Genomic DNA, 22250 nt, shown 5'->3' on the forward strand with positions numbered 1-22250 from the left:
TATTCCGGCACCGCAACCGTCAACAACAACCCGCCAGCCAGATGCGGTTCGCTAGGCGCTTACTAGGCCCATTTGCGGCTCAAATGCGACCCAAATGGGGGCTTATGGTGGCTCGCTATGGCTATAGCGATTGGGATGGTTTTAAGCCTACGCCATGGCTATGGTTTGAGCCGGCGGCCAAATTCGGGGAACGGGGGAGAATTTGGCCGCCGGCGAACTGTGCCAGCCTGAGTTGAAAATGCGCCCGAGCCGGGGCACCCATGAACGAAGTGAATGGGTCGGCGAGGAAGTGCCCGAAGGCGAGAGCCGTAGGACCAAAAGGCGTGACCTCGCCAGGCTTCTGGCGAGGGCGCGGCTTTTGCCACTCGCCATTGCAAAACCCGTGACAACACGCCGAAGCTTTAGCGAAGGCGGTTGGCGCGGGTTTTGATGTCAGATTCAAATTTTCTATAGATTATTCGGCTCGACTGTGATTATTCACGAACCAAGTTCGAATTTCAGAGTACAAGGAGCTCCAAAAGGGGGCAGGCTATTTTTTTTCTGAAAAAGTAGCCTGCCCCTTTTTTCGTTCTTCCTAACTATAATCTGGCACAGTTTAAGATGACAGCGGAGTTTGGCGCCAAGAAAAAGGCCCGCGTCATTTATTATGCGCGAAGTATTCTCTGACCAGCCTCTTCATATATTCATCGCGTTTTAAATAGAGCTCTTTTAGTTTGCGCTTTTTGTGATTTGCAAGGGCTATGTGCGTGAGTATGGGGAGAGCTATCGTCACGTCGGAATATGCAACGACCGCGTCGGGAAGCCTGTTGGGATCAACTTTTCCCCAGCTTACCGCTTCGTGGGGAGTGGCGCCCGAAAGTCCGCCGGTGTCAGGCCTTGCGTCGGTCACCTGAAAGAAATAATCCTGCCCGACCTCTTTGATACGCAACACTTCCTGTATCTGCGGCTCTGTCTGGAGCATAAAGTTCTTGGGACTTCCACCACCCATGAGTACCACGGCCGATTTCCCTCCGTCGCGTTTTGCGGCTAGTACATAGGAAGTTGTTTCGTTAACGTCGATAGACGGATTGATGCGCAGTTTATTCCCTTTTAGCTCAACGCCCGCCATGTTCATGCCTATCGTCGAATCGCCGGGGGAGCTGGTGTAGAGGGGAACGTTGGCCCTGTAGGCCGCGGCCATTACTGAAATGTTGTGGTGACCGCTCTTTTTCTCCCACTCGTTGGCATATTTGCCGATGAGCCAGTGAAGCTCAGCCGTTCCCATTTCTTTTTGGAACTCGGGCTGTTCTATTATGTTACGAAGTATCTCGTCGGTCGCCATGAGGCAATCTGTATAGCCGAGTAGCACGTCGTAGATGCGAACGACGTCGTTCTTTCTGAGGTCGGCATCATCAACAAGATGGCTCCCCACATGGAGCGGCATGTTGAAGGCAAAGTGAAGGTCGTGATAAAGATTGGCCCCCGTTGCAACTATCCAGTCAACAAAGCCAGCGTTGATAAGGGGCACGATGCAGGCGGCGCCGAGCCCCGCAGGTGTTAGCGCACCGGCAAGGCTCATGCCGACGGTCACGTCGTCTTTTAGCATCTTCTCTACGAACAGTTTGCAGCCCTCTTTGAGCCTTGCGCCGTTGTAGGCGTTAAAAGAGTTCTCCATCAGCTCGGTGAGAGATTCTTTTCCGGTGATCCCTTTTGGAAGTATTCTCTTGCCCGAAAGGTATTGCTTCTTTTTCGGGCATTTCTTTTCTTTCATCCACTCGGGTATTTCGGTCATGTCTTTTCTTAATCTGTGCATGCGTTTCATGTGTAACCTCTTTTCGCTCATGGTGAGCATGTCGAACCATGACACTTTTTATTGAATACGTTCATCCTTCGACTGGCTCAGAATGAACGGGCTGTTCTATTTTACAAATATCACCTTCGCCGGCGGAATGCCGTTGAACCATGTGGCGCTGGCGGTTGAATATGCGCCTATATTGTTAACATAAAGTATGTCGTTTATGTCGAGCTCGGGAAGGTCCACCGAACGTGCGATTATGTCGTGTGAGTCGCAGGTGGGGCCGGCGAGCGCCGATATATGTGAAGGCCCCTTTTTAAAGACCTTATATTCGTATTTGCAGAAATCATAGACTATGCCCGAAAGCGTTCCGTAGATACCGTCGTCAATATAGTACCAATGTTTATTCTCGCGTATCGATTTTCCCATGACGCGCGAGATAAGGGTGGAGGCCGGGCCAGCGAACGCCCGCCCCGGTTCCGCCATGAGCTTCACGGCCTTTGGATCGAAGACGCGGTCTATCTCCTTGTTGAGCGTGGGCGCGAACTTTGTGAAGTAATCATCATCGTCGTCAAAGTGCTGGATGGGCATTCCGCCGCCGATATCGACGATAGAAAGAGGGATCTGTTTTAACTGGGCGTCCTTAAGGATTATCGATGCCATATCGAAAGCCTCGATATAGTTCTCTACGTGTGTGCACTGACTGCCAGCATGGAACGCGATGCCCGTGGGCTTCAGGCCAAGCCTGTGCGCCTTTATGAGAAGGGGGATCGCATCGGTAGGTTCGGCTCCGAACTTTATCGAGAGCTCCACAACAGAGCCCACGTTAGGGGATTTTATCCTTACAAGCACCCTGGCGCCGGGTGAGTGTTCGGCGATCTTATAAAGCTCATACTCGGAGTCAAATACGGTCAGGTCTATCCCCTTTTGCATGGCATAGCGCATCGATGCGGGCGGTTTAACGGGGTTTGCGAAGATTATCCTCTCCGGTCTTACACCGCAGTTAAGGACCATGTCCATTTCGTACCTAGATGCGACATCGAAACCGGTCCCCATCTTCGCGAACGTCTTTATTATGTTGGGATCGGAGTTGGCCTTTACCGCGTAGTAGGGCGTTACGCGAGGAAGGAGCTTTTTGAACTTGTTCACTTGAGCTTCAAGTTTCTTCTTGCTGATAACTACAAGAGGCGTGCCGTGTTTTTTAACGAGCGTCCTGATCTCTTTTTCGGAGACCTTGCCATTCTTCATTTATATCCCCCCAATATCTGGAGACACACACTTAATGCAGAATCAAGTGTGTCTCCCCAGAGTCCGCACGTTTAGGGTTTTTGGCCCCGCTAGTCAAGAATATTTATATTGGTGAAATTAAGACATCTTGACAAATGTAATACTATGTAATACAATTATATATGTGAAATTAAAGAATAATTTAAAAACTATTCGATTAACATCACAGGAACAGAAGAAGATATCCCAATTTCTTTATGAACACCCATACATAAAAGAATTCTCAACTCTGGTTCGTGCTGCCATGTGGAACTTTATTCAGGGGGCCTCGGAAAATGCGCTCCAATCTTCCACTCCGTCATTTTTATGGGAATACGACCTGACGCAGGGCGAGATAGTCGAAATACTGCACGGGCCACAGAAAAAGAGGCTCTGGCTTGTTGCAAAGATAATGGAACATGGAAAATGGGACGAGATATGGGAGTATCTCGATATTGATATTATAAGGAAGGACCTTCCTTCTTTAAGGCTTTTGCCAAAGACAAAGAAGATATGGGAGGAGGCAATAAGTTTATGGAGATATTAACCGACCTGCAGGAAAAAGTTTTGGCCATATTTTTTTCCGTTCAAGAGTTAAAACAGCATTTTTATCTCACCGGTGGTACGGCGCTCTCTGTTTTTTACCTTAAACATCGTCTTTCCGATGACCTCGATCTTTTTACACATTCAGCTGATATGGATGTTGCGGCCAGGATATTTGAAGACGCGCTTCGCACAGCAAGGATAAAATTTGCAAAGGAGAACAGCTCACCGACCTTCAGGCGCTATAGGATCGAAGGTTCATTGCAGGTTGATCTGGTGAGGGACGTTGATTTTCATGCCGGCTCCCCGCAATTGATAGGCGATTTTATGGTAGATAGTCCGTTGAATATCGCCGTGAACAAGGTTCTAGCGATATACGGCAGGCTTGATCCAAAGGACTATGTTGATCTCTACTTCTTAAAACCTTATCTTAACTTCAACATATTGGAACTTATAAAACTGGCGCAAAATAAGGACGCGGGCCTCGAGCCTTTTCAATGGGCAAAGGTATTGCTCGATGCCGATTCCGTTACCGTTCTTCCAAGGATGCTTGCACCACTTACTCTTACCGATCTGAAAACGTTCTTTAGAGAATTGAGGACCTTGGTGCTTGCTTCATTGAAATCCTCTGCATATTAAAGAATTTCCCTTGCAATTAAGGGGCGTTATCCGCTACGTATGGGCCTCTCGCAGGGCTATGTAGGGGCTGATCAAAAGGGGCAGTGGCGGAATGGCATACGCGTTGCGCTTAGAACGCAATGGTCAAAAGCTGTAAGGGTTCGACTCCCTTCTGCCCCACAGTATCTAAAAAAAACAACGTAACTTCATGTTATCATTTATTATTTTGGTGTCAAAAAAACTTAGCAACTTATTTTTCAACCTGACGATAATAACGATAAGAAGCGCAAAGGCTAAATTTTAACAAAGGAGTTTTTTATGGGTATAATTTGTGATGTTGGAAATTGGTTTGCAGATCTTGTCGGATACACACTGACAGCTTGCCAGCCGGAGCCAGAACTTGAGGCTCGCGCATTGAGCCTCGAAGGTGTGGTCAAAATTCCGGCAGGAACGTTCAAGATGGGTTCAGAGGATGTGCATGAAGTTACACTCTCTCACTCATTTTATATCGATCAGCATGGAGTTACAAATGAGGCCTATACGCGCATTACCGGCAAAGAGCCGTCTCCAAAGGATTTTGATGGTCCAAATCAGCCCGCAGTGAAAGTAAATTGGAATGATGCTAATAAATATTGTAAGGCGATCGGTAAACGTTTGCCTACAGAAGCAGAGTGGGAATATGTAGCAAGAGGCGAAAGTCACACACAGGAATATCCAACGTTGGACGGTAGCAAGCCGACAACCGGACAGGCGCGTTACAATTCTAATAATACGGCAGACGTCTGTTCATATATGGGAAATTACGTTTTATGGGGAGGCAAACCCGTTTGCGATCTTGCGGGAAACACATGGGAATGGGTTAATGATTGGTATGGTAGTTATCCAATAGATCATGTTGTCGATCCAACAGGGCCCAAAGACGGCACATTGAAAGTTCTTCGCGGCGGTTCTTGGAGCGTCAACTACTCGGTCTTCCTGCGTGCGGCTAACCGCGACAACAACCACCCTGATTACAGTCGCCTCAGTGTCGGTTTCCGTTGTGCGTCGTCCGAGGACTCCTCAAGGTAACGTAGACTTTTAAACTTTTTTCTTTTACACTTGGCCTCGTTAAAATTTTATTTTAACGAGGCCGGTTTTTTTATGAACGTTTCTAACCCACAAATAATTACAAAAACGTATGACTTTTTACTGTATCTTCTGCCGCAAGTTGCCAAGTTCCCAAGGTCGGAACGCTATCTACAAGGAACGCATGCCGCTATCGATCGCTTTCAAAAATTTGCAAAGAAAAATGTTTATGTGTTGAAAAGCGACATTCAGAAATATTTTCCGAGCGTAGACCGTTCAGTCTTAATGAATTTGATAAAGCGAAAGGTCGGATGTGCTGATACTCTTTGGCTGATTGATAAAATTTTGAGATCGCATGACACAATGGCAGGCGAATTGCATCCATCCATCCATCCATCCATCCATCCATCCAGTAGGCATACCTATTGGAAATCTTACAAGCCAGTTCTTTGCCAATATTTATCTTAACGGGTTGGATCATTTCATTAAGGAAGGTCTAGGGTGTGGGTATTATTTGCGTTATCTGGATGACTTCGTTGTATTTCATAACGACAAAAAGTTTTTATGGTATGTAAAGTCAGAGGTAGAAAAATATCTTGAAACACTTAAACTTAAATTGCACAGCGGCAAATGCAGGATTTTTAAAACTGAAAGTGGCGTTCCATTTCTTGGTTTGACCGTTTTTCCGAATAGGCGGCGCTTAAAAAGAGCGAACGTGGTTAGGTTTAAGTGCAGTACTCCACCCATCTTTCGTAGTCTGCTTTTTGCGGATGAACAAGATGGGTGGATATTTTTATCAAAACGATTTAGTAGTTTTTGATTGAAACAAAGTCCTAACTTTGACATAGATACGCCACTTGTGGTTCAGAAGGCTGGTGCGGCAGAAATCATAAATAACGGAGATGACTTATGAAGACCAAATTAGAGACAGTAAACGCGATCAAAAAGAAGATAACCGTGGACCTTCCGGCAGAACGTGTGGTTGAGGCGCTCGAAAAGGCGTATCAAAAGGTCCAGAAGAAGGCCAAAATGAACGGTTTTCGAGAGGGAAAGATCCCAAGGAACCTTTTGGAGATCCATTTCAAACGCGACGCAGAGAATAAAGCGGTGGAACTTTTAATAGACGGTTCCTTTACCGATGCTCTGAAGAAGGAGGCGGCGGAGCCTGTTTCAAGGCCAAATGTTGTTAGCGTGGGTCCGTTCCAGAAAGATGCCCCCCTTACCTACACGCTGGAGTTCGAAGTGAGCCCCACGGTCGAGCTCAAGGACTATCATGGCCTTACGCTGGAAAAGACGGAGCGTGAGGTAAAAGATGAATATGTCGACAAGCGCCTTGAGTCGATCCAAAGATCCATGACCCAGTTAGAGCCGGCAAAGGATGATGCGGCGCTTGGGGACGGCTACGTTGCCTTTGTAGACTTCAAAGGAACCGCCGATGGAAAGGAATTTAAAGGAGGTAAGGCCGATAATTTTCTGGTAGATGTCGGCGGCGGCTCGCTTTTACCCGAATTCGAAAAAGAGATGATGGGAATGAAGAAGGGCGAGAACAAAAAGGTCGAGTTTGATTATCCAAAAGATTATTTCAACAAAGAGCTTGCCGGAAAGCACGGCCAGTTCGATGTTACGATAAAAGAGCTCAAATTCAAACGTGTGCCGGAGCTTAACGACGACCTCGCAAAGGATATGGGCAACTACAAGACACTTAGTGAAGTGAAGGCCGATATCAAAAAGAGGATGGTGGAAGCGGTGGAGCACGAGGAAAAAAAGGAGCTTGCCGACCGTGCAATGGAAGAACTTGTAAAGAAGCATAAGTTCGAAGTTCCCGAATCGGTCGCTGTGCAGGAGTTGAAGGATATGTTCGACGGATTTGTAAGACAGCTTCAGGCGCAGGGGAAGAAGTTCGAAGAGACCGGCATGAAGGTGGAACAATTTGTAGAGCAGTATAAGCCGGTCGCAGAGGGGAGGGTGAAGGGTTACTATATCTTAGATGCCATCGCTAAGGCCGAAAAGATAGAGGTCTTAGAATCTGATATAGAGGAGAGGCTAAAAACGACCGCAACCAACGTGAATCAGCCCTTGGAAAAGGTAAAAGAGTATTATGAGACGAATAATCTCCTCGGAGGCCTCAAATTCCAAATTTTAAATGATAAAACCCTTGATTTTGTCATCACAAAGGCTAAAATCGAGACAAAGAAAGCAAAAAAACAATAAAATGTCCCTAATTCCAATCGTTATAGAGCAAACTGCAAAGGGTGAGAGGGCCTACGATATATACTCAAGGCTCCTCAAGGACCGGATAGTCTTTATAGGAACCGGGATAAACGACGAGGTTGCGAACCTTGTAATTGCCCAGCTCTTATTCCTGGAATCTGAAGACCCTACAAAAGATATTCATCTCTACATAAATTCGCCGGGCGGTGAAGTGGCGGCAGGTCTTGCCATTTACGATACCATGCAGTATATAAAGCCAGCCGTTTCGACACTTTGCATGGGGCAGGCGTCAAGCATGGGTGCGGTGCTTTTGACCGCCGGCAAAAAGGGAAAGCGTTTCGCGCTCCCCAATTCCCGAATCATGATACATCAGCCGCTTGCCGGAGTTCAGGGGCAGGCGTCCGACATAAGCATACACGCAAAAGAGATACTTCGCGTGCGTGAAAAGCTGAACCAGATACTTTCAAAGCACACTGGAAAACCGCTTGAAAAGATCCAGACCGACAGCGACCGCGATTTTTTTATGGCGCCCAATGAAGCGCTCGATTACGGACTGATCGATGGCATAATGGAAAAGAACATTAAATGACAGATACGCCTCACCAGACCATAGACCCCGCAAATCTTAACTGCTCGTTCTGCGGAAAGAACCAGCGCGAGGTGAAGAAGCTTATCGCAGGACCCACGGTCTTCATCTGCGATGAGTGCGTGCGCCTTTGCGATGATATTCTGACCGAGGAGAATATCCAGAGCCAGCAGTGGTTGAGCAACCTCGGCGTTCCGCGGCCGAACGAGATAAAGAAGATACTCGACGAATATGTCATCGGTCAGGACAGGGCAAAGAAGGTCCTTTCGGTCGCCGTTCACAATCATTACAAACGGATCGCTAATAAATCGGCCACGAACGATGTCGAGATCCAGAAGAGCAACATACTTTTAATTGGCCCGACTGGCACGGGGAAGACCCTACTCGCCCAGACGCTCGCCCGTATCCTTAACGTCCCTTTCACAATAGTCGATGCGACCACGCTTACCGAGGCCGGTTACGTGGGCGAAGATGTAGAAAATGTCATATTGTCTCTCCTTCAAGCGGCGGATTACGACCGCGCACGCGCTGAAAGAGGAATCGTTTATATCGACGAGATCGACAAGATAGCACGCAAGCAGGGCGGCCCTTCTATCACACGCGACGTCTCGGGCGAAGGCGTTCAGCAGGCGCTCCTAAAGATACTTGAAGGGACGATCGCAAGGGTTCCACCAAAGGGCGGAAGAAAGCATCCCCAGCAGGAATATATCCCGGTCGATACATCGGACATATTGTTCATCTGCGGCGGGGCGTTCGTCGGGCTCGAAGACATAATCGACCAGCGTACAGGTGAGAAGAGGATGGGCTTCGGCGCCGAAATAAAGGACCCTAAAAAGAAGGATTACAAGACAAGCATAAAACAGGTCGACACCGAAGACCTTTTAAAGTTCGGCTTTATCCCCGAGTTTATCGGCCGCGTTCCCTTGATAGCAACGCTTGATGAGCTCGACGAGAAGACTCTCATAGAGATACTCACAAAGCCAAAGAACGCCATCACGAAGCAGTACCAGCGCCTCTTTGAGTTCGAAAAGGCGAAGCTCGATTTTACGCCCGGGGCCCTGGAAGCGGTTGCAAAAGAGGCCATTAAGAGAAAGAGCGGGGCCAGGGGGCTTCGTTCCATTTTGGAAGGATTGATGCTCGACATTATGTATGACGTGCCCTCTCAAGGCACGATATCCGAAGTGCTTATAAATGAAGATTTCATATTGAAGGGCGCAAAGCCCGTTGTTGTGCACAATGTTAAGAAAGAAGAAGAAAAGAAAGAGGAGAAGAAAGAGGAGAATGAGGTTGCTTAGACTCGCTCATGGTGAGCTTGTCGAACCATGGATATGATTCATCCTTCGACATGCTCAGGATGAGCGGATTATGATATCTAAAACGAGGGGGAAAAAATGCCAGAAAAAGAGTCGATGTTGGTTCCGTTGTTGCCGTTGCGTGACATTGTTGTATTCCCACACATGGTCGTGCCTCTGTTCGTAGGGCGCGAAAAGTCCATCGCCGCGCTCGATGAAGCGGTGAACAAAGAAAAGGATATTCTGCTCGTTGCACAGGTCAATCCAAAGACCAACGATCCGAAACCCGACGATATCTACAAGATCGGGACCCTCGCATCCATCATCCAGCTTTTAAGGCTTCCCGACGGAACGGTTAAGGTCCTTGTAGAAGGCAAACGCCGCGCCGAAGTGAAGCAATATGTCCCGAACGATAACTTCTTCCTGGTGGAGGTCGAGGCCCTTCCTGAATCTCCCGATGAGAATGTAGAGGCAGAAGCCCTCATGCGAGGAGTGAAGTCCGCCTTCGAGAACTATGTCAAGCTCAACAAAAGGATACCGCCCGAAATGCTCGCCTCCGTCGCCCAGATAGACGACGCCAGCAGGCTTGCGGACACGATAGTCGCCCATTTAATGCTGAAGCTCCCCGATAAACAGGTGATCCTTGAGATAGCCTCCCCGGCACAGCGTCTTGAAAAGCTCTACGGCATGATACAGGCGGAGATAGAGATACTTCAGGTAGAGCGCCGCATTCGTACGCGCGTCAAGAAGCAGATGGAAAAGACGCAGCGCGAATATTATCTCAACGAGCAGATGCAGGCCATCCAGAAGGAGCTTGGCGAGCGCGACGAGTTCAAGAGCGAGATCCAGGAGCTGGAGGAGAAGGTAAAGAACAAGAAGATGTCGGCCGAGGCCACGACCAAGATCAAAGCGGAGATGAAGAAGCTCAAGATGATGTCGCCCATGTCTGCCGAAGCAGCGGTTGTCAGGAACTACATAGACTGGATATTGTCATTGCCATGGTACGACGTAACTCAAGATAAATTAGATATTAAAGAGGCCGAGAGGGTGCTGGACGAGGATCATTACGGCCTAGAACAGCCCAAACAGCGTATCGTTGAATATCTAGCGGTAAGAAGTTTAATGGAAAAAATGAAGGGGCCCATCCTTTGTTTCGTTGGCCCCCCGGGCGTCGGAAAGACCTCCTTGGGAAAGTCGATCGCAAGGGCGATGGGCCGCAAGTTCGTGCGCTGTTCACTTGGCGGCGTTCGCGATGAGGCCGAGATAAGGGGCCACAGGCGTACGTACATAGGCGCTCTTCCAGGTAAAGTGGTCCAGTCGCTTAAAAAAGCCGGTTCCAATAACCCGGTCTTCCTGCTGGACGAAATAGACAAGATGAGCGCCGATTTCAGGGGAGATCCCGCGAGCGCGCTCCTTGAGGTCCTTGATCCGGAACAGAACTCCACATTTAACGATCATTATCTTGATCTCGACTACGATCTCTCGAACGTAATGTTCATAACTACGGCCAACACGCTCCCGGCCATACCTCTCCCGCTTCAGGACCGTATGGAGATAATAAGGATACCCGGCTACACCGAACTTGAAAAGATGGAGATAGCGAAGCGCTATCTCATAAAGAAGCAACGCGAGGCGAACGGCCTTACGCAGGAGAACATAAAGTTCACCGACAGCGCGCTTAAGGCGATGATAAGGCATTATACGAAAGAGTCGGGGGTAAGAAATTTAGAACGCGAAATTGCCTCCGTCTGCAGAAAGGTGGCGCGCGAGGTGGCAAAGGATAAAGAGCACTTTAAGAAAATGAACGTGACGCCCAGAAAAGTTCAACAGTACTTAGGTGTTGAAAAGTACCGTTTCGGTCTTGTCGAAGAGAAGGATGAAATAGGTATGACCACGGGTCTCGCATGGACCGAGTACGGCGGTGAGCTTCTGACGTGCGAGGTGACGACAATGCCCGGCAAAGGAAAACTTATTCTGACCGGCAAGCTGGGAGATGTCATGCAGGAATCGGCTCAGGCCGCTTTCTCGTTCATAAGGACAAGAGCGGAAGCTCTTGGGCTTGATAAAAATTTCTATCAGAAGCTTGATATCCATGTGCATTTACCAGAAGGCGCTATTCCAAAGGACGGTCCATCCGCCGGCATAACAATGGCAACTACTATTGCATCAGCCCTGTTAAAGATGCCCGTTAGAAAAGATGTGGCAATGACCGGTGAGATAACTCTAAGAGGGCATGTGCTTCCGATAGGCGGCCTAAAAGAGAAGCTCCTTGCCGCTCACAGAGGTAAAATAAAGAAGATAATAATGCCCAAGGAGAACGAAAAGGACCTTAAAGAGATACCTAAGAACATCTTAAAGGACTTGGAGATAGTACTTGTCTCCAATATGGACGAGGTTCTGCCGCACGCCCTAGCGGAAAGTGACCCAAAAAAGATATTTAAGAAAGTTCCGGAATCGGTGACCACTGCCGCTATGGCCGCAAAAAAGGCCGCCAAGCCGAAGACGCCGGAATTAGTTCAGCATTGACAAAGTGTTGTTCTTTATATAAGGGCTGCCCCTGGCGATGCGAGCGAGCGTCGGATTTATTCCGCGCGAGCGAGAGGGGTTTGGGGGGAAACGGTGAGGTCTTCCGAGCCGGTCGTTCCCCCCATTTTAAATAGGGCGATTAGCTCAGCGGAAGAGCGCTGTCCTTACACGGCAGATGTCGCAGGTTCGAACCCTGCATCGCCCACAGTTTTTGCCGAGTAAAAAAAATTTAGGGACGTGAGAATCAATGTCCGCCGGAGGCGGATCTGCCTCTGGCCGATGTTGAAGCGTCGCCTAGGTTACGGTGAAGTGCCGACATGACATTATTTTTGACAACAAGTGTTTTGAGAGCCGGACGAACGGCGGGGACGTAGATCAATTGGTTGGATCGTCGCCCTGTCACGGCGAAGGCTGCGGGTTCGAGCCCCGTCGTCCCCGCCGTTCGCCTCTGTTTTTTGAAATTGTCAAAAATCATGTGTCATCACGATCATCATCTCGTTGGAAAGGATGTTGCCGGCTTCTTTAACAGGCTCGTAAAATAAGCGAAATTAATTAGCTTGCGAGGGAGCGGTTCTGTTAGAAACGGGTGCATATGTCAACACGAAAAACCTTCCGCACCAGTCTCTGGGTCGGTTCCACATATTTCATAGAAGGCCTTCCCTACATGATAGTCAAGTTCATGTCGTTCGTCTTCTTCACCGACATGGGCGTGAGAGAGGCGCTTCTTGGTCTTTTGAACCTTTTAGGGATCCCGTGGAACCTTAAGTTCTTGTGGGCGCCGTTCCTTGATATCTTCGGCACAAAGCGCGGATGGTTCCTTAAGATCCAGGCGGTGCTGATCGTCCTTACCTTCGCAATTGCCGTTCTGGCCGGGTTCGTCAGCAAAGACGATCCGTCATCCATTTCCATCTTGCAACTGATCGCGTTCATTTTTGTTGCGCTTGGTTTTGTGGCGGCGACGAACGACGTAGCTATTGATGCCTACTACCTTGAAGGTCTTTCGGACCCGAAGGAACAGGCGGCCTATTCGGGGCTCCGCGTCCTAACTTATAGATTTGCCGTTATCTATGCAAGAAGCGTCCTTGTTGCCATTGCCGGGCTTGTTAACTGGTTCTGGTCCTTTGGAGCAGGGGCCGCGACCCTTCTGGCCTTTCTCATCCTGCACAAATTTCTGCTCCCCAAATTCGAGGCAAAGAGAGAGGGTCCGCGTTCTACTGTTAAAGAGGCGATGGATAATTTTAAAAGATCGTTCGCCTCTTATTTTAAAAGGGACCGGATTGTTCTCATACTCTTTTTTATAATCTGTTATAAGCTCGGTGATGAGATCCTCTTTTCGATGAACACCCCGTTCCTTATGCGCGAGCTTTTGGTGACAAAGACCCAGCTTTCGCTGATATCCGGAATGGTCGGCTCTTTTTCGGTGATAGGCGGGGCGATGTTGGGCGCATGGTGGATAGCAAAGCAGGGGCTTAAGAAGGCCATCTGGCCCATCACCATATTCATGAACATCAATATTCTGGCTTACGTCTTTCTGGCGGTCATAAGGCCGCAGGCCAACACCTTCAACGGGCTTGCTCTCATCGCTTTCGTTCATTCATACGAGAACATTGCCGCAGGGCTCGGGAACGCCGCTCTCACCATCTACTTGATGAGCCTTTGCAACAGGGAGTTCAAGGCGGCGCATTACGCTGTGGGGACTGCGGTAATGAGCCTTGGCGCAACGGTAATAGGGAGCCTTGGCGGAGCATTGGTCGAACAGATAGGTTACGTCTGGCTCTTTACGATAAGTTTCATGGCATCGATCCCGTCCATAGCGCTACTTTTATGGCTACCGGTTGAAGAAAAGAAATAAAGCAAGGCGTTCCATTTCATAAGGTTAGCGATCTCAAAAAACCACCTAAAATAAACACGCAACTTTTACCTAAAATCTCCGATAATAATAGAAGAGGGGGGTCTCTAATTGGGCAGATACGCCCCTAACGAGTCCGAAAATGGTTAAAAAGACAAACATATCAACTAGTTACTCTGGAGAGTTTCCTGCCGGTTTTGGCGTTGATTATAGCGGTCCATCATCGTCTGAGGGGGATATCTATGCAGAAAGCCATTCGGTCGACACTTCGGTACGAGATTTTGTCTATACCCCTGAAATAATTGACAGGATTGAGATTCCTCGGGACGAAAAGGGCGACTTCGGGCGGTTTGGCTTATTTGAACGGTTTCAATTCTCATCTGCCGGGCAGGCCAATGTCCCTCAGCTCTTGATGGACATCGTCGGCCACATGGTTCTTCCGGAAATGCCGCCCATCAAAGAATTTCCTGAATTCAGGGTGCCTAATCCTGCGGAGATGTCGGATGAGATCCGTTCAGTTGAAAGAGCCGTATCGGTGTTACCCGAATTACACTATTATAGAAATACGTTAAACAGGGCAAAAAACGTTCTTGCGACCGACGGCAGAGATAATATCGGGTCTCTTGCCGATGTTCGCAGTTACGAAGAATATGAGTATCTCGAGGCCGCATATGGCCTTTATGTGATGAAACATCTGGTATGGTACCAATTAAACGTGCAAATTAAAGTACGGTTAGACGTACTTATCGAAGATACGTTCTATTTTAACGGAACGCCCATACAAAAATATACTGACAGAGAATATCTGGCCGATATCCTTAAAGCCCTTGGCGAGGGGCCTTTTAATTCCAAAAGATACCCTGATGCCAGCGTCAAAGAGGCTGAATTATTCCCACGGTTGTGCAGGGAGATAGAGCCGGGGCACAAGGCGGCTCTAAAAAAGGCCTTGCAGGCGCTTACATCGACGGACAGGGAGCTTGGACCGGAAGATCTGTCGCTTGACGAGGCGTCCATGGCGTTAAGCGCCCTTAACGGCATAGCCGCACCGAACCTCTACATCAACCAATTGTATGAGAGAAATACTTATGTAGTGCGCACAAATTTGGAAGCTGAAAAAAAGATAGAAGAACTTTCCGGGGGGTTGCGTAGACTTGAAAAAGCGAAAAAAGACAAACTTAGACAGATCGATGCGCTACGTTTTTCGCTGCAATTTCCCGAATCGGCGAACCCGGAATGGGGAATGGCGCAACTATTTTCGGTAGAGCAACAGGTCGCAAGTATCCGGGAAGAAATAGACGGTGTCGAATATGCAATTGAGACCGTAAATGACAGCATAGGTATCGAGAGGGATAAGATTGCCCTTAACAACGAAGAGATTGCCCTTACCATGGCCGAGAGGTTTTTCAGGTTGCGTGCCGAGGCCTTTATCGTCGCGGCAGACGATAAAATGTCCTATCATTTTGGCGTTTCGATATACGATAAGTTCAGAGCTTTTAACGCCGCAGACGTTCACAGCTGGATCGCGAAAAGGCGCGGAACTTCGTTGCCGCTTGATCCCAAAGAATGGACGGCTGAAGATTTTAACAGTGTCGCAGTGACGCTTTCCAAAGCTCGGGCGGATTATACAGAAAAAAGGAACTCTTATATTATCAAACATTCCATAAGCTGGGCTGATGAGGCCCGAAGGATCGGCTCGCAAAAGGTAAAGGACGGTGAGTGTGCCTGTGCGTCCGAATGGGCAAGGGAAAATAAGGCCAGCCTTATCAAAAATGACGGAGCCAGGAGATTTAAAGAGGCCGAGAGATATTGGCGCGACAAGGTGAAGCCCGGTGATAGCGAAGTTCCTTTAAATATATCGTTTACGGAGCTTCCACGCAGGTTAAGGGAAGTGAGAGATGTCGAACAATGGGACGAGATGATGGGCCAGCTGGCGGAGCTGGAAGGCAATTCTTATACCAACCTCGGTACGATAGCTCAAACGATCACTGCGATATGGAAGGTCGATTATGCGAATTGGCTCAAAGGCATAGTGACAAAAGACCTTCCTCTGGGGTTTGGCAAAAATCTTCCGCAGGCTAATCTGGCAGCTGACATGTTCCTCTCCGAAGCGGACCTTAAAATTCCGCGTTTACCCTGGCAGCTTGCACCGTTCGCCGCAAGGTTGGATGGCGGCCTTAAGAGCACCTTTCACAGAATAGATGATGACGAATTTTCTAACAAAGCGGCGATATTCGTGCTGGGAGCCGCTTCGGCCCTTGCCGGCATAGCCGCCGCCGGGTATGTGCGTTCACTGACGGTTGCCGCGGAGCTCAATTACGGATGGCGGACATATGACGGGATGCAGCTCGTTTGGAACACGGCCGGAAGGTCTGCGTTCGGCAGGATATCGGTGCCGGTCACCGGATACTTGTCCGAACTCGGCTCTTCGGCGGTAGGATTTCACGTTGCTTCGTCATCCATGCTGGCGGGAATAACCGGGCCGCAGGAGATATACAGCCCTAAAAGAATAGCGCAGTCGTTCGCGATATTCGGCATGCTGGAAGGGGCAGGATTTCTCCTCGGAAGGGTAATGGGGTTCAACGCGACGCTGGGTAACAAGATAATCGGCAGAGACCTTGAGGAGGCGGTGATGGTCGGAAGAACTACTAAGCCGGCCGATATCAATGTGGAAGCCGCTTTTGCGGCAGAAGAGGTCGTTCCGGTGCAGGCGGCGCTCGATCATTTCGGTTCCGGTTACGGTCTATTGTATCAGTTCAACAATTTTTCTTCCGTTGTGGCGACGCTATATAATTCAGACCTGTTCCTTGGCCTTATCAACCTTGATGATGCCGTTCCGGACGGTGAGAAAGAAAAGGGACTGGAACAACTGGCAACGGTTGCAGCGCAGCTTGCCATCATCGTCTTTGGAGCAAAGAATATGCATGTTCCGTGCGCTCCCATTGAGAGGGCGGTCCTTAAGCAGGGTATGCGCTCTCTTGATATGGAAATGGGCAATGCGATGCGAGATATTTCAGGGCTCAGAAACAAATGGGTGGATGAGGCGCAACAAGGGGGTAATTTTCCTCTTCTCCGGCTTAGTGATATGGGAGATGGTCTTGCAAGGGCTGCCGGCTTGAGTGCGAACGCTGTGGAATATGCAGAGCGATACGGCGAGACATATCCGTGGTGGTCGGACAGCCGTGGGGTGTGGGTAGCGAAAGAGAATGGGCTCAGAGAAACGGCACAACCACTTACAGTGATTTTTGAGATGGTGCGCGACATGATAGCCATCTCCAAGCGTGGCGCATTAATGTCCGACGGTACCCTTGAATTGAATTCGATGGATGATGTGATGGTTCGGGTAGACGCCTTTAACGACAGATACGAAAGCGTACTTGTCGGCGAGCGTAATCATCTTTTTGCGCGGCTGATGTATTCATTTACGAATGCAGAAGGAAAAGACACGTACCTATTCACGACCGATCTCCAAGGCTTCCATGAGTTTCTCTTTGGGGACCCTACGTTTACCGGATATCCCGAAGCCGAACCGCCAGATGTTCGCTATCTTGAGTTTAAACCCCAATGATCTTCTTGGCCTCGGTAAGGATGTCTTCGACCTCTTCTATGGTCTTTGCCTCGGAGTAGGTGCGAAGCAATGGTTCGGTGCCGGAGGGGCGGATAAGCAACCATGAATCGTCCTCACGAAGAAAGTGGTAGCCGTCTATCATGTCGAGGGTCTTAACCTTCATGCCGCACAGATCCTTGATACCAGCGGCCCTTTCCTTGATATTCGCACGTGCCTTGTCTATCGTCTCCTTGTTTAGATGCATGTCTATTCTTTTGTAAGCGGTCGGGCCGACCTCACGCTGGAGTTCCCCCACAAGCTCGCTCAAACGGCGTTCGCGCATCGCCATCATTTCCGTGAGCAGAAGCCCGCAGAGCAGGCCGTCGCGTTCGCAGACGTGGCGCGGTATGCCGATCCCGCCGGATTCCTCTCCGCCCATGAGGACGTTGGCGTCGTTGAGAGCCGGGCTTATATATTTGAACCCTACGGGAGTGGTCATTAAAGGAAGTTCGTAGATCTTGCACAGACGGTTTATCATCTGGGTCGTGGTTATCGACTTGATCACCTTTCCCTTCCACTTTCTGGAATCGACGATGTGTTTTAAAAGGAGCGAAAAGATGAAATGGGAAGTGACGTAGTTGCCTTTTTCATCGATGGCTCCGATCCGGTCGGCATCGCCGTCTGTAATGAGGCAGATGTCGTACTTGCCGGTCTTCATGATATCTATCGCCTCGTTCACGTTGGGGATTATGGGTTCCGGCTGAATGCCTCCAAAACTTGTATCGGCCGCCGTGTGTATCTGTGTGACCGCATCATCGAAGAACTCCGGGAAGAAATCGGTGCCAGAGCCGTACATCGGTTCGGCCAGTATCTTGAACTTTGAATCGCGGATAAGTTGTAGGTTTCCCCAGCCTTTTAAGCTCTTGATGTAGGCCCCGTGCGGGTTGAACGTTGAGAACAGCGCGCCCTTTGGTTCGCCTATTATGGGTTTCTTGTTATACTTGGCGTTCTTTTCGATCTGCGCCTCGATCGGGCCCGTGTATTCGGGAGACGCGGCGCCGCCGTAGCTTTCTTTGAACTTTATTCCGTTCCACTCTGCCGGATTATGGCTCGCGGTCACCATGATACCTGCGGTGCCTCGGTCCGTTTTAACATGCCACGACACGCAAGGGGTGGGGCAGAACTGTTCGGAGAGAACGGTTTTGATATTGTTGCCAATAAGTATCCGGGCTATCAGCTCGGCAGATTCTTTTGACTGCGCGCGGCGGTCGTAACCTATAAAAATGGGTCTTCCGGAATCCTGGACCTCCGGATAGATATCGGCAAAGGCCTGTATGACATGGCCGATATTTTCCGGTATAAAATCCTCGCCGATAACAGCGCGCCAGCCGTCGGTTCCGAACTTTATTGAGGACATGTTGTTGCTCCTTTTCTGTTCATTTAGATGACAGACGTCTGACATCAGAGGTTGGAAAGATCGGACTTCAGACCTCCGACCTCCGACTGCGTATTAATTCTACCGCCATCTCTATTGCCTTCACCATATTATAATGATCCGCGATCCCCTTGCCGGCTATATCCTTCGCCGTTCCGTGGTCCGGACTCGTGCGGACAAAGGGGAGCCCCAAGGTTACATTCACAGTATCTTTAAAAGCAAGGGTTTTAATGGGCGCAAGGCCCTGATCGTGATACATTGCTATTACAGCGTCAAATTTTCCTTCGGCCGCCTGGTGAAATACCGTGTCGGCAGGGCAGGGGCCGATGACATCCAGGCCTTCGCTTCGTAGCACGTTAATAGCTGGGGCGATGATTTTTTCTTCCTCGCTTCCGAATGTTCCCGAGTCGCCTGAGTGGGGGTTGAGAGCGCAGACTGCGATGCGCGGCTTGTTACACGCTGTGCGTAGAGATGAACCCAGAAAATCTGCGGTCAGGCGCGTAGCGTCGCAAATTTTTTCTAGTGATATGTTCCTGGGCACGTCAGATATAGACAGATGCGTTGTGACGAGCGTCACTTTCAGCATGGGCGACATCATCATCATGGCGACTTTTCCCGAACCGGTTACGCTTGCAAGATATTCTGTGTGACCGGGAAATGGAGATCCGGCAGCTTTCCAGTGGGCCTTGTTGATAGGCGCGGTGACTATTGCGCTGACTTCTCCTGCCATGACGGCGCGGACGGCGTCATCGACCGCTTGCATGGAAATGTGACCGCAGGTACGGTGATCGGCTACCGGCGATCGGTTGTCAGCGTTTCCGAAAACAACGGGTTCGCAGATGTCACGTACGCATGACTCTAAAATGGCCTTGGCGACTATTTCAGGGCCTATGCCGCATGGGCAACCGCAGGTTATTCCTACTTTTGGTCTCATTCCTTTATTTCGATATAGGTCTTTTTCTTGAGTTCGGTGACGTATGCATTGATCTCGTCGTTCACCCTTTGATCATACATCTTTTCATATATCTTCTCTTTCATCTTTTCAAAGTCATCCTTGGTAGCCTGTGCCCTGTCGATAAGGTCTATTACGTGAACGCCGGCCGGCGATATTATAGGATCGCTTATCTGGCCCGGCTTCATCTGCTCAAGGGCTTTGGCTATCTCCGGAAGGAGCCTTCCCGGATCGACTATTCCTAAGTCCCCTCCGTTCTCCGAATTGGGTCCTTTTGAATATTGTTTTGAAAGGGCCGCAAATGACGTCCCCAAACGCGCCTGTTTGACTATCTCCGTTGCCCGGGCCTTCATCTGAAGGGCCTCTTCTTTGGTGGTGTTCGGTTCAAAAGGAAGAACGATCTGCGCGATGTGCGCCGATTTGTTGCTACCGAATTCGGTCAGATGTTTTTCATAATAGTCCCTGAGATCCTGATCAGATATCTTTACGCGGGAGCCTATATCTTGATTGATAAAGCGCATTCTTTTGATGTTCGCCCTCATTTGTTCCTTGTAGGTTTCGTAAGATATCCCCTTTGCGGCAATCTCGGCCTTGAGCGCTTCAATGCTCATGTGGTTCTGCGCCAATATGTTCTTGATATACCGCGCGATGTCATCGTTCGTTATCGCAATATTAGAACTTTCCATTGCCTGATTCATCAGGAGGTTATCGATCATTTTTTCCAACACCCGGGCCCTTACGTCTTTATACTTCAGCTCCTTGTTGACCGACTTGTTGATCTCGTTCAAATGAGAAGCCATTGCGGCATCGAGATCGTAAAGCGTTATGATCTCGGAGCCCACTATCGCCACGACCTTTTCCGCTACTTCGGCGAAGGCCGAGGGCGCAAAAGTCATTGCGAGGAGCGTTAGCGACGAAGCGATCCAGACCACCAGATTGTTTCGCCCCTTTGGGGCTCGCAATGACGTTATTTTGACAAGCTTCCTCATTTTATCTCCTTTGGAGCGGTGACGTTCTTTAGAACATCTTCGTTGATATGTATGTCGGCATCTATTTCAAGTTCGTCGTACCATTTATCGAACATCACTTCCATTTTCTGCTGTTTTATCCTTGCGACGATCTTATCCTTCACATCCTCAAGCTTGACTGAATGGCTTCCGCGCCTCTCCATTACCTTGAAGATGTGGTAGCCGAACTCGGTCTTTACAACCGGACTTATCTCGCCTGCCGGAAGGGGGAAACATGCCTCATCGAAGGCCTTTGGCATGATGCCGCGGGAGAACCAGCCAAGGTCTCCGCCGCGTTTTCCTTCCGGGGCCATGGAATATTCCTGCGCAAGGGAGGCAAAGTTTTCTCCGCTCGACGCTTTTTCGCGGAGTTCGGAGGCGAGCTTTGGGTACGCAACGAGTATCTGTCTTGCACGCACCTCGTCGCCTTTGCTAAAATCCTTCATATGCTGTTTGTAATATTTCTTTATTTCGGTGTCTGTAACATCTATCTTTGAGACCAGCTCTTTCTCGAGGAACTTTTCTATAATTGCTTCACGCTTTTTTTCTGCCTTCCATTCATCGTAATTTATCCCTTTGAACTCGAGCATTTTCTGGAACGTCCCCTCGGTGTAGCGGCTCTTATAGTACGTGTAGAACTCGGAAAGTTCGCTGTCGGTTAGCGCGACACCGCTTCTTTCGGCCGCCTTAACAAGGACCCTTTTCTTTATCATCTCATCTAAAAGGGACTTTTTGAGCGCATCAACTCGCTTTGTGTCGTCGGCCACCTTCGGGTCGTACTTTGAGAGTTCGAACTTGAGCGCAAGGGCAAGGCGGTTTGCTGAAATGGTCTCGCCGTTCACCTTTGCCACGGTCTGGCCGTTATTTGAAGCCTTACAGGAGCTTGCGGCAAGGCATAGGGCTATGGCGATTAGTAGAAGCCTGCGCATGGATGGGCCTTGTAGTCCCTAAAGCCCCAATTTTCAAGCTTTTTAAGATTTATATGTTACTACACGGGCATATTCAAAAGTGTGGCATTCCCGTCGCTTTTGAGTCCGTCTTGTAGGTTTCGTCTTGTGGGTTTCTGAAATACAAAGACCCGCTTGGGAAGAGCCCTGAGCGGGTCTTTTATTTTAAGCAGATAAAATTGACCTGTCTTCTTTCTTCTGAGCGGTCACGGCGGACGTAAAGGCCTGTGGCAACGCAAACACGATGGCGTTGATCGAAAAGCGGCCTAAAAAATCAGGTTTTTTGAAAAAAATAGGCCAAAACTAGCAGAAATCCTTATGCTTTTTTAACGGTGTCGGATTGTGGGAGGCTTTATTTAGCAACTTTTTTGCGGGACTGTCGATAATGATTACAAGCGAGGGATAAGTTTAAATGGCTGGTCCAAGAACATTACTGCCGGTAACGGTGAGCGTTGATGCTCTGCCATGTGATCTTTCTAGAGGTCGTGAGCCGATAGATCTGCGGGGAGGCATGGGCGGCAGGGAAAGTTACTTGCCCGGCGGCAAAAGTTCGTTCAGTAGAGCGCTTGATATCCCGCCATCCGCAACGACTGCCGGGGCGGCTGGTCAAGTCCCGTCGTCTCCATTTGAACGCT

The 22250-nt window shown here is 49.2% G+C and carries 18 protein-coding genes and 3 tRNA genes; 15 read left to right on the forward strand and 6 right to left on the reverse strand.

All coding sequences use genetic code 11. The annotated features are described in order from the left end of the window. Together COV46_03020 and COV46_03025 are read left to right on the forward strand one after the other, a co-directional pair. On the forward strand, positions 1-236 hold a 236-nt coding region (locus COV46_03020; GenBank protein ID PIR17698.1), incomplete at its 5' end, for a hypothetical protein. Positions 237-238: 2 nt separating this feature from the next. Beyond that, positions 239-430 (forward strand): hypothetical protein, encoded by a 192-nt coding sequence (locus COV46_03025; protein PIR17699.1) that lies wholly within the window; start codon positions 239-241, stop codon positions 428-430. 207 nt (positions 431-637) lie between these two features. On the opposite strand, the gene COV46_03030 is transcribed toward COV46_03025, so the two are convergent. Both COV46_03030 and COV46_03035 read right to left on the reverse strand, forming a co-directional pair. After that, positions 638-1750, reverse strand: coding sequence for a deoxyhypusine synthase (locus COV46_03030; protein ID PIR17714.1), 1113 nt, complete (start codon positions 1748-1750; stop codon positions 638-640). Between the two features lie 147 nt (positions 1751-1897). Next, the gene (locus COV46_03035; GenBank protein ID PIR17700.1) at positions 1898-3022 is read right to left on the reverse strand and encodes a decarboxylase; all 1125 of its coding nucleotides are present in this window, start codon (positions 3020-3022) and stop codon (positions 1898-1900) included. 163 nt (positions 3023-3185) lie between these two features. On the opposite strand from COV46_03035, the gene COV46_03040 reads away from it, so the two are divergent. From COV46_03040 to COV46_03100, 13 genes are all read left to right on the forward strand, one after another. Further along, positions 3186-3587, forward strand: a complete 402-nt coding sequence (locus COV46_03040) for a hypothetical protein (GenBank protein ID PIR17701.1) — start codon at positions 3186-3188, stop codon at positions 3585-3587. Continuing rightward, positions 3554-4222, forward strand: a complete 669-nt coding sequence (locus tag COV46_03045; protein PIR17702.1) for a hypothetical protein — start codon at positions 3554-3556, stop codon at positions 4220-4222. Before COV46_03040 ends, COV46_03045 begins: the two co-directional genes overlap by 34 nt. A gap of 77 nt (positions 4223-4299) precedes the next feature. Continuing rightward, positions 4300-4381, forward strand: a tRNA-Leu gene (locus COV46_03050). Between the two features lie 138 nt (positions 4382-4519). Further along, positions 4520-5269: a hypothetical protein gene (locus COV46_03055; GenBank protein ID PIR17703.1), complete on the forward strand. Its 750-nt coding sequence runs from the start codon at positions 4520-4522 to the stop codon at positions 5267-5269. 352 nt (positions 5270-5621) lie between these two features. Next, the gene (locus COV46_03060; protein ID PIR17704.1) at positions 5622-6086 is read left to right on the forward strand and encodes a hypothetical protein; all 465 of its coding nucleotides are present in this window, start codon (positions 5622-5624) and stop codon (positions 6084-6086) included. Between the two features lie 89 nt (positions 6087-6175). Further along, positions 6176-7477, forward strand: coding sequence for a trigger factor (tig, locus tag COV46_03065; protein PIR17705.1), 1302 nt, complete (start codon positions 6176-6178; stop codon positions 7475-7477). Further along, positions 7410-8066 (forward strand): ATP-dependent Clp endopeptidase, proteolytic subunit ClpP, encoded by a 657-nt coding sequence (clpP, locus tag COV46_03070; protein PIR17706.1) that lies wholly within the window; start codon positions 7410-7412, stop codon positions 8064-8066. The genes tig and clpP overlap by 68 nt, the downstream gene beginning before the upstream one ends. Then, the gene (locus COV46_03075; GenBank protein ID PIR17707.1) at positions 8063-9358 is read left to right on the forward strand and encodes an ATP-dependent Clp protease ATP-binding subunit ClpX; all 1296 of its coding nucleotides are present in this window, start codon (positions 8063-8065) and stop codon (positions 9356-9358) included. Before clpP ends, COV46_03075 begins: the two co-directional genes overlap by 4 nt. A gap of 114 nt (positions 9359-9472) precedes the next feature. Continuing rightward, positions 9473-11881: an endopeptidase La gene (locus tag COV46_03080; protein ID PIR17715.1), complete on the forward strand. Its 2409-nt coding sequence runs from the start codon at positions 9473-9475 to the stop codon at positions 11879-11881. Positions 11882-12014: 133 nt separating this feature from the next. Further along, positions 12015-12086, forward strand: a tRNA-Val gene (locus tag COV46_03085). Positions 12087-12245: 159 nt separating this feature from the next. Beyond that, a tRNA-Asp gene (locus tag COV46_03090) sits at positions 12246-12322 on the forward strand. Between the two features lie 151 nt (positions 12323-12473). Continuing rightward, entirely contained in the window at positions 12474-13733 is a 1260-nt protein-coding gene (locus COV46_03095) for a hypothetical protein (GenBank protein ID PIR17708.1), read from the forward strand. A gap of 139 nt (positions 13734-13872) precedes the next feature. Continuing rightward, positions 13873-17295, forward strand: coding sequence for a hypothetical protein (locus COV46_03100; GenBank protein PIR17709.1), 3423 nt, complete (start codon positions 13873-13875; stop codon positions 17293-17295). Here the strand turns inward: COV46_03100 and COV46_03105 are convergent. Genes COV46_03105 through COV46_03120 form a run of 4 tightly spaced genes read right to left on the reverse strand, consistent with a single transcriptional unit; the run spans position 17282 to position 21597 of the window. Continuing rightward, positions 17282-18736 (reverse strand): hypothetical protein, encoded by a 1455-nt coding sequence (locus tag COV46_03105; GenBank protein ID PIR17710.1) that lies wholly within the window; start codon positions 18734-18736, stop codon positions 17282-17284. The two genes, COV46_03100 and COV46_03105, sit on opposite strands and share 14 nt — an antisense overlap. Before the next feature lie 22 nt (positions 18737-18758). Continuing rightward, the gene (gene pdxA / locus COV46_03110) at positions 18759-19643 is read right to left on the reverse strand and encodes a 4-hydroxythreonine-4-phosphate dehydrogenase PdxA (protein PIR17711.1); all 885 of its coding nucleotides are present in this window, start codon (positions 19641-19643) and stop codon (positions 18759-18761) included. Continuing rightward, entirely contained in the window at positions 19640-20650 is a 1011-nt protein-coding gene (locus COV46_03115) for a hypothetical protein (GenBank protein PIR17712.1), read from the reverse strand. The genes pdxA and COV46_03115 overlap by 4 nt, the downstream gene beginning before the upstream one ends. Then, a complete protein-coding gene (locus COV46_03120) occupies positions 20647-21597 on the reverse strand; it encodes a hypothetical protein (GenBank protein ID PIR17713.1) in 951 nt (316 codons plus the stop codon). The genes COV46_03115 and COV46_03120 overlap by 4 nt, the downstream gene beginning before the upstream one ends. Positions 21598-22250 lie beyond the last annotated feature (653 nt).

The sequence above is a fragment of the Deltaproteobacteria bacterium CG11_big_fil_rev_8_21_14_0_20_49_13 genome (assembly GCA_002796305.1).
In the GTDB taxonomy this organism is placed as follows: Bacteria; UBA10199; UBA10199.